Below are 8,620 nucleotides of genomic sequence, written 5' to 3'. Positions count from 1 at the left end.
GGCCGAGGTCCGCGGACCTCGCCCCACACCACTAGCCGTGGTAGAGCCCAGCCTCTTCCAGCGCGCGCAACGCCTGGTAGTCGGCCTCCAGCACCGCCGGCTCGTCGTGCGTCAGATACACCGTGCCAGGACAGGTCGCCATGTCGATCGTCCGCGAGAACCTCGTGCCCGCAGGCAGATTCACCACCAACGCGCCGAACGACGGCAGATCACGCACCTGCTGCCACCCGTCCTCATCCGGGATGACCCCGTCGGCGGGCGAGATCAGGTTGACGCACCGAAGCCGGCTCTTCAGCTGATACGGCGCCTCGGCCTCGGCGAGGAAGCTCGACGGGTCCGCCACCGAGAACGCCAGCGTGTCCACCTGATCCGAGCCGACGCACCGGGTCAGCAGCTCCGGCATCTGACCACCGCCGAGCCGGGCACCCGACTCGATCAGGTACGGACCGGCGGCGGTCAGCATGATCTCGGTGTGCCCGGCGCCGTTGCGGATGCCCAGCGCGTCGAGCACCGACCGGACGTACCCGACGACCTCCTGCGCGCCCGAGTCCTCCAGCGCCAGCAGGTCCTCGTAGTCGTAGACGGCCCGGCCGTCGATCACGCGCTTGTGGTAGCGCCACACCTCGACGACGCGGTGCACGCCGTCGCGGCTCACCGTGTTCACGTAGTGCTCGGCGCCGTGCAGGAACTGTTGTGCCAGCACGACATCATTGCTCTTGCCGTACCGGTCGACCGACGTCATGATCCGCTCGTGCGCGGCAGCGACCTCGGCCGCGCTGTGGCAGATGATCACGTTGTCGGTGCCCGCGCTCAACACCGGCTTGAGCACGACCGGCCAGTCGTCGCGGCGCGTCGCCCACGCGACGACCTCGTCAACCGACGCCGACTGGAAGTTGGCCGCCGTGGCGAGGCCCGCGGCGCGCACCGCGTCCTGCATCGCGAACTTGTCGCGGCGGGCGATCGAGCCCGTCAGGCCGTTGCCGGTCACTCCGAGCGCCGCCGACAGCTCGTCGGCGAGCAGCACCCCGGACTCGGCCGCGGCGACCACGACCGTGACGCCCAGCGAGCGCAGCCGGGCGGCGGTGGCCGTCACGTCACCGGTGTGCTCGATGTCCTCGGTGAAGTCCTCCGGCCGGTAGGCGAGCCGGGTGTCCGGGAACTGGGAGCGCACGTGCACGAACCCGACACCGCGCTGGCGCAGCGCCGCGGGCAGCAGTCTGCCCGCGCCGTACGCGTCGACAATGGCACACGTCATTTCTGGAAACCTCACGATTCGTTTGCGGCCACCGCGACCGGCTCAGGTGGGGCGGCCGCGGTGTGCCTGCTGCGCACCACCGCGCCCACCACGACCAGTGCCACCACGAGCAGCACACCGGCGAGGGTGAAGATCGAAAAACGCAGCCTGCCGTCCGCGAGCTGCATGACGAACGCGAACAACGGCGACAGCGCGACGAGCAGGGACGTGGTGATCGGCTCGGTGTGCTTGATGCCGATCTGCAGCACGTAGATCGGCAGTCCCACACCGATGATCGCGACGATCAGGCCCGGCAGGAACGCCGCCTGCAGGTCCGCGCCGTCCTCGAACGCGACCAGCACCCAGGCGATCCCGCTCATCAGGAAGAACCGGGTGGCGAGCACCTGCCCCGGCGCGCAGCCCGCGTCGCTGAGCCGCTTCATGTAGATGATGTTCACCGCGGACCCGACCGCGCACGCGACCGTGAACACCAATCCCGCCACCGCGTCACTGGTCGCCATGTCGCCCAGGCCGCTGCGGCCGGTGAACGACCCCCACACCAGGGCGCCGAGCAACGCGCAGATCGCAATGGACACAACGACTTCGGTGGCGAGCACGGTGCTGCCCCGGCGCAGCCAGCTGCCGGCGAACACGGTGATCACCGGCCCGAGCGCGAGCCCGACGACGTTCACGATCGCGGGCTCCAGGTACGCCAGCGCGTAGAACGTCGTCAGCCACGTGACGGCCGTGGTGATGTTGATGGCGATCAGGTCGCGGCGGTGCGTCCTCAGCTCGCCGAGGCTGCCGCCACCGCGGTGCCACTCGACGGCCAGGAAGAAGACCATGGTGAGGGTGAACGACACCGCGGCGATGCTCGCCGGGCTCAGCTCCTCGAACCGGTTTCCCGCGTACACGTCCATGGCCGCGGTGAGAATCGCGTACGCCAGAAGTGGCACCACTCCACGACGCATCCCACCGAGCACGTTCTGACTCACGATGCTCCCCCGCATCTCGACTGCCTCGTCCCGCATCGCGGGTCCCCACCCGCCGGACTCGGCCAGGCCGCAACCGTAGCGAAGGCCCGGCCGAGTCCGCAGGCGAATCTCACGTACCGGACGTGAACGACGCCGTGATGCCCTGTGCCGCCAGCAGATCCAGCCAGCGGCGCACCAGCTCCGGGTCGTCCGTCGCCTGGTGCAGACCGGGAGCGACGCGTCCACCGAGGACGTCGAGGATCGCGAGTCCGAGCGGGACGGACACCGTTCGCGGGGTCGCCGCCTCGGTCGCGTCACCGGTGACGTCGAGCGCGTACTCGCCGGCCCACGTGTCGCCGTCGTCGGTGCGCACTTCGAGCTTCACCGACATGACAACGCGGTCGTGGTCCTCGGCCGTGGTCGGGTACCGCTGCGCCAGCTCGTTCGCCAGCTCCGTGATCCGGGCGTCGTCGCCGGTGGCGAGCTCGGCGAAGACCGGCTGCCACGCCTCGCGCCAGCCGGCGATGCGCAGCGTGCCGCGCACGAACTTCGCCAGCCGCCAGGTCTCCGGGAACGCGTACGTGCGCACGAACGGCACGCTGTCGCGGTTCGGGTAGACCTCGAACTCCTCGCCGCCAACGGTTTCGGTCGTGACGGCCTCCCACGGGCGTGCCACGTCCTTCGGCTCGTCGTCCTCGATCAGCCGCGCCGGCGACAGCAACGCGGTGAGCACACCGCGCGGCGCCCAGCTGAACCGGTAGCGGAAGTCGTTCGGCACGGCCGGGTTGCTGCCGCAGTACGACGTGAACCGCACGGTCGCCGGCCGGTCACCGGCGAAGGCCTTGGCCTGGCGCACCAGCTCGTGGCCGAGCAGGTGGTCGATGCCGGGGTCGAGCCCGCACTCCGTGAGCACGACGAGCCCGCGATCCGTTGCGGCGTCGGCGTGTTCGGCGATGCCCGGGCTGAGGTAGCTGGAGCACGTGAAGTGCGCGCCGCGTTCGACGGCCAGCCGCACCAGCGCGGGGTGCTCGGTCGCGGGCAACATCGACACGACCACGTCACCTTGCGTGAGCTCGGCAGCGAGTGCCTCCGGCGTGAACGCGGCCGTCTTCGCCTTGCCGGTCAGGCCGAGTTTCGCAAGACAGTCCGCGGCTTTCTGCTCGGTGCGTCCCCATAGGACAGTGTTCGCGCCCTCGCAGACGAGGCCGAGTCCACTGCCTGTGGACATGCCGGTGCCGATCCAGTGCACACGGCCGGTGGGGGTGGTCAGGTCAGGCATTTCTTCCTCTCACAGCGAACTTTTCGCCCGGTCGAAGTGCTCCAGCGCACGAGTCCACACCGCACCGTTGTGGGACCACGTCCGCAGGTGCGGCAGCAACCCCGCCGAGAAGTCCGTGCTGGACTCCCGCGGCAGCAACGAGGGCAGGTTGTCGACCGCGATCACGTCGAGCACCGGTTCGTCGTGCAGCCGGCGCGACGGACTCGCCCAGTCGGTCACCGCGTCGTTGACCGGCAGACGGTTCGCGTTCGACGTGACATCGCACGTGACGTCCGAGACGGTCGCCAGCACGCGATCGGCGCGCGGCAGGTCGGCCGCGGTGAGGAACGGCGTGCCGGGCGCGTCCGCGAAGACCGTGTTCACCAGGATGTCGTGGGCCAGGATCGCTGCCTGGTCGAGGTTTCGGGTTTCCTCGATGTCCCACTTGGTCGTGGGGATGCCCGCGACTTCGAGCGCCTCGACCGCGCCCCGGCCCGAGCGGCCGAGCGCGCCGATGACCAGTGCTTTGGCGTCGTCCTTCGCAGCGCGGAGCTGTGCGTCCAGCTCCGCCCGCGTCATGGACGTCAGCGGTGCTTTCAGCTGACCGCGGTGGTGCAGCGCGGCGAGCGCCGCGCCGACATACCCGGCCCAGAAGCCGAACGCGACAACGCGCCGCCCGTCCTCGTGCGTCAGGTACTCCAGGTCGTACAGCTCACCGCCGCCCTCGACGAACCGGCGCAGCAGCGCGGGTCCGCCGTCCTGGCCCTTGTAGGCGTGTCCGAAGAAGATGTGCCGGTGCGTCAACGGCTGGACGTGCCCCGACGGCTCCTTGAGCCCGAGGATCACCTCACCCGCGGGTGCGTCCGGCCAGGTGTCGCCCGGCACGATCGTTGCACCCGCCGCCGCGTACTCCTCGATCGCGAAGACCCGGTTGTCCGCCTCCTCGACGGTGACCCGCACGCCCTCTGCGATCAGCGCCGCGGCGTCGGCCGGGACGAGCACGGTGCGTTCTTCGGTGGGAGAGGTCTCCCTGCGCAGCCAGATACCGTTGCTGCTGCTCGTCATTTTCTCCTGCTGTCTGTCTCTTGTGGACCTAGTGGATGGGACGGCTCTTGGCTTCGCCGGAGAGCGCGGCCTGCCACACCGGTACCGGTGGTGGGACGTCCATGTGCTCCGGCACGGCGACGTGGATGACCGTCGGGCCCTCCGCGTTCGCCGCTTCCTTGGCCATGGTCGCAAGTTCGTCCAGCGTCCGCGCGCGGGCGCCGGGCACGCCCATGCCCGCGGCGAGCAGAACCGGGTCGATCGGTCCCGGATCGACCGCGAAGTAGCGGCTGCCGCTGTAGAGGTGCTGGATCATCTTGATCCACGCGAGCGAGGTGTTGTCGAGCACCACGTACGTGATCGGCAGCCCGAGCCGTTTCGCGGTCTCCCACTCCGAGACCGCCATGGCGACGCTGTTCTCCGTGGTCACGCACAGCACCCGCTCGCCGGGATGCCCGACGGCGACACCGACCGACGCGGCCACCGCGAACCCGAGCGGACCGTGGCCGCGTGGGATCGTCACCCGCCAGCCGTCGCCCGGTGCCTCCCAGAAGCTGGAGAGGTACGGCGTCGGCGTGCCCGCGTCCGCCACCACCCAGGTGTCCGGCCCGAACGCGTCGCGCAGGGCGTTGACGATCTCGCGCGGGTCGAGCACCTCGCCGGGCAGTTCGACAGGAGCCAGACTCTCGGCCCAGAGCTTCCGGGCCTCGGCCAGTTCCTCGGCCACCTCGGTGGTCTTGGCCTCGACGCGGGCTTTGAGCTGGGCGAGGACGGTCGTCGCGTCGCCCACCAGCGCCGTGCTGCCTGGGTAGTTGCGGCCGGCGCGGTGCTCGTCGGTCTCGATGTGGAGCACGACGGTCTCGCCGCGCTTCGGTGCGGTGAAGCCGAGTGTGTCGGTCGCGTTCGCCCTGGTGCCGACGAACAGCACCAGGTCGGCCTCCGCGAGGTACCGGTTCGCGTACGGCCGGGCACCGTTGCCGCCGATCACGCCCAGCGCCAGCGGGTGCGCCTCGTCGACGACTCCCTTGCCGTGGATGCTGGTGGCGACCGGCAGGCCGAGGTGCTCGGCCAGTGCGGTGAGCTCGCTGCCCGCACCGGAGAAGTGCGCGCCGCCGCCCGCGACGATCACGGGGCGCGTGGCGGCGGAGAGCTTGGCTGCCGCCTCGGCGATGGCGGTCTCCGGGGCCGCAACGCGTCGGCCAGGCAGGTCGGCGGTGACGGCTGGCGCTGTGGGAAGGCCGGCGGTGACGGCCGCACCCTCCGATGCCGGTGCGGCGAGGTCGGCGGTGACGGCCGCACCCTGCACCTCCACAACGCCTTCGATGACGTCCTCGGGCAGGATCAGCACGACCGGCCCCGGACGGCCCGAGGTCGCCGCGACGATCGCCTCCTCGACGAGTGCCGGGATGTCCTCGGTGCGTTCCGCGCTGCGCCGCCACTTCGTGCACGCGCTGAACAAGGCCTCCTGGTCGACCTCGCTGATCGGCGCGGTGCCGAAACTGCGGCGGTTGTTGTCCGTGGTGATCGCGAGCAGCGGCACGCTGGCCGCGAACGCCTCGGCCATCCCGCTCGCCAGGTAGACCGCGCCGGCACCGCTCGGTGCCTCGCACACCCCGAGCCGCCGGGTCGTGCGGCTGTAGGCGTCGGCCATGAAGCCCGCGTGCCGCTCGTCGCGGGCCAGCACGTGCCGGATCTCGTCCGCGCGGCGCAGCAGGACGTCGTAGAAGGCGATGCTCGTGTCGCCGGGGAACCCGAACACGGTGTCCACACCGTGCCGGACCAGGGCGTCGACGAGCAGCTCCGCGCCGTTGTTCATCTGCTTTCCCATCAGAGCTGCGCGGCCACCACGGCACGCACCCGGCCGCCGGAGATCGGCCTCGTGTACCGGAACTCGCCGACGTCGGCAGAAGTGAATCCGGCCTTCATCGCCTGTTCACCGATGTACTCACCGGAGAGCCAGCTGAAACCGTTTACACCCGGCGCTTTCTGCACCTTTTCGTCGTTCTTCGGTGCGTCGTTGGACGCGAGCAGGGTCGCCCTGCCGTTCAACGGCGAGAGCCACGTGCGAATGCGAGAAAGTACCGGGACAAGCCCTTCCGCATCATCGTTGAGGTGACCGAGAACGCCGTCGATGTAAATGACCGAGAACGGCTCAGAAGGCTGCCACGAGTAGATGTCGGCACAGATCGCCTCGATGCCCTTCTGCCGGGCGAGGTCGACCGCGTCCTGCATCGCGTCGATCGCGAGGACCCGGAACCCGCGGCGCTGGACCTCCGCCTCCACCGCGGCGTTCCCGCAGCCCAGGCTGAGCAGAGCCCCACCGTTGAGCTGCAGTTCCGAGGTCAGGCGGTCGGCCATCCAGGCCCGGTACTCCGGGCTGTAGGTCGACGGCGTCACCGAGTCGCCGTGACTGCCGCCGTTCTCCCACACCTCGAAGATGTTGGATTTACCGGACTTGTCACCGATGTAGAACTTCACCAGGTCTTCGTGGTTTTTCGCGTGCACGCTCACGCCATTCCCCCATAACCGCACTTGCAGTTCACGTCGATTTAATGTGTTTCTCACACATTGAGACGTCCGACTCCCCCCGGAGTCGACAGTTGCCAAGTATTGGTAACCGTCACGGCACACCGTACCGCCGACAGAGTGAACTGTAGCGACTACTTACCGGCACTCGCAGCAATCAGTGCGAAAGATTGCCGCATGACCCACGTCACACAAAAAGAAGGGGAAATACCGGCGCTTTCTGGTATCCGCCCGACATGAGCAACGCTCGGAAAGAATTAATTCATTCTTTCCGAGCGCCGAACGGAACTCTTTCTGGCGAGAACAGCCTTACCGCGTAGATCTTGCGGAGCCCCTAGACCGTGCTCATGGGCTGCGCGGGCTCCTCGGTCGCACGAGCCCGCGCCACAGCACCGACCACGACGGCGATCACGACCAGCGTCACCAGAGCGAACGCGGGATAGGCCCAGCCGATCGCCGACAGCCAGCCCGGCCGGCTGATGGTCCAGATCGTCGGCTGGCGGTGCAGCTGGAACGCGATCACGTCCAGGAACATGACCGGGACCCACAACACCAGCAGCGTGGCACGCGCCCACGTCGGGATCCGCGTGTACACCAGCCAGATCAGCAGTGGAGCGATCCACACCCAGTGGTGGTCCCAGGAGATCGGCGAGAGCAGCAACCCGAGGAACTGCACCGTCAGCACGCCGATCAGCACGTCGCCCGCGCGCACCGCCGCCCGCAGCGCGAACCCGGCCAGCACCACCGCCACCACCGCGGCGATGATCCACGGCCAGGACATGCCCACGTCGTAACCCAAGGTCCGGGACAACGCACCGCGCAACGACTGGTTGTGCGCGGTCGCGATCGGACCGACCCGATCAGCGGCGCCGAGCAGTTCGAACCAGTAGTACTTGGCCTGCTCGAAGTTCACCAGGAACCCGAGCCCGACGCTCACCACGAAGGCGACGAACGACCACACTGCCGCCGCCCACCTGCGGGTGGCCAGGAAGTACAGGCCGGAGATCGCGGGCACGAGCTTCACCCCGGCGGTGAAGCCGATGCCGGCACCGGCGACCTTCGAGTTCTGCGCCACCATCGCGGCCAGCACGACGCCCGCCAGCACCAGGTTGATCTGCCCGAACTCGAACGTGTGGAAGACCGGCATCATCCAGATCAGCACCGCGGTCCACAGGATCGCGCGCCGCCGCCACAACTTCGCGTCAGTCGTCCAGGCCTCACCGGCGACGAACCGCAGCGCCACCCGCACCATCCAGTACAGGCACAGCAGCGTCAGCAGGCGGAAGCTCCACTGGGCCAGGCCCCAGAACATCCACGTCATCGGCAGGAACACCAGCGCGCCGAAGGGCGGGTAGGTGAACGGCAGCGGGAAGTCCGGCGGTGAGTTCGGCGACGTCACCTGGTAGAGGTCGCCTTCGAGCACGTGCGGCGCCAGTGCCCAGTACACGTACAGGTCGATCGTCTCGTTGCCGAACCCGGTGACGATGGTCCACGTGCGCACCGCTGCGGAGAGCACCAGCAGCAACGGTGCGACCTTCAACAGCCGCTGTTCCAGTTTCATCAAGCCTTGCAACGCGGACTTCC

Annotated in this window: 7 protein-coding genes; all 7 read right to left on the bottom strand. The window is 68.9% G+C overall.

What is annotated here, in order from left to right; genetic code table 11:
- Positions 1-31: 31 nt before the first annotated feature.
- The 7 genes from LFM09_RS06475 to LFM09_RS06445 all read right to left on the bottom strand — a co-directional run bounded on the left by LFM09_RS06475 (position 32) and on the right by LFM09_RS06445 (position 8,597).
- Positions 32-1,255: an ATP-grasp domain-containing protein gene (locus LFM09_RS06475; protein ID WP_414095353.1), complete on the bottom strand. Its 1,224-nt coding sequence runs from the start codon at positions 1,253-1,255 to the stop codon at positions 32-34.
- Positions 1,256-1,266: 11 nt separating this feature from the next.
- Positions 1,267-2,265: an EamA family transporter gene (locus tag LFM09_RS06470; protein WP_414095352.1), complete on the bottom strand. Its 999-nt coding sequence runs from the start codon at positions 2,263-2,265 to the stop codon at positions 1,267-1,269.
- A gap of 73 nt (positions 2,266-2,338) precedes the next feature.
- Positions 2,339-3,487 (bottom strand): saccharopine dehydrogenase family protein, encoded by a 1,149-nt coding sequence (locus tag LFM09_RS06465; RefSeq protein WP_414095351.1) that lies wholly within the window; start codon positions 3,485-3,487, stop codon positions 2,339-2,341.
- A gap of 9 nt (positions 3,488-3,496) precedes the next feature.
- Complete coding sequence (locus LFM09_RS06460; protein ID WP_414095350.1) at positions 3,497-4,531, bottom strand: saccharopine dehydrogenase; 1,035 nt, start codon at positions 4,529-4,531, stop codon at positions 3,497-3,499.
- Between the two features lie 28 nt (positions 4,532-4,559).
- Positions 4,560-6,338, bottom strand: coding sequence for a thiamine pyrophosphate-binding protein (locus LFM09_RS06455; protein ID WP_414095349.1), 1,779 nt, complete (start codon positions 6,336-6,338; stop codon positions 4,560-4,562).
- Complete coding sequence (locus LFM09_RS06450; protein WP_414095348.1) at positions 6,338-7,021, bottom strand: class I SAM-dependent methyltransferase; 684 nt, start codon at positions 7,019-7,021, stop codon at positions 6,338-6,340. Before LFM09_RS06450 ends, LFM09_RS06455 begins: the two co-directional genes overlap by 1 nt.
- A 349-nt stretch (positions 7,022-7,370) precedes the next feature.
- Positions 7,371-8,597, bottom strand: coding sequence for a glycosyltransferase 87 family protein (locus tag LFM09_RS06445; protein ID WP_414095347.1), 1,227 nt, complete (start codon positions 8,595-8,597; stop codon positions 7,371-7,373).
- Between the last annotated feature and the right edge of the window lie 23 nt (positions 8,598-8,620).

The organism is Lentzea alba, from assembly GCF_047445655.1.
GTDB lineage: Bacteria > Actinomycetota > Actinomycetes > Mycobacteriales > Pseudonocardiaceae > Lentzea > Lentzea alba_A.
This window is presented reverse-complemented; position numbering and strand designations above follow the sequence as displayed.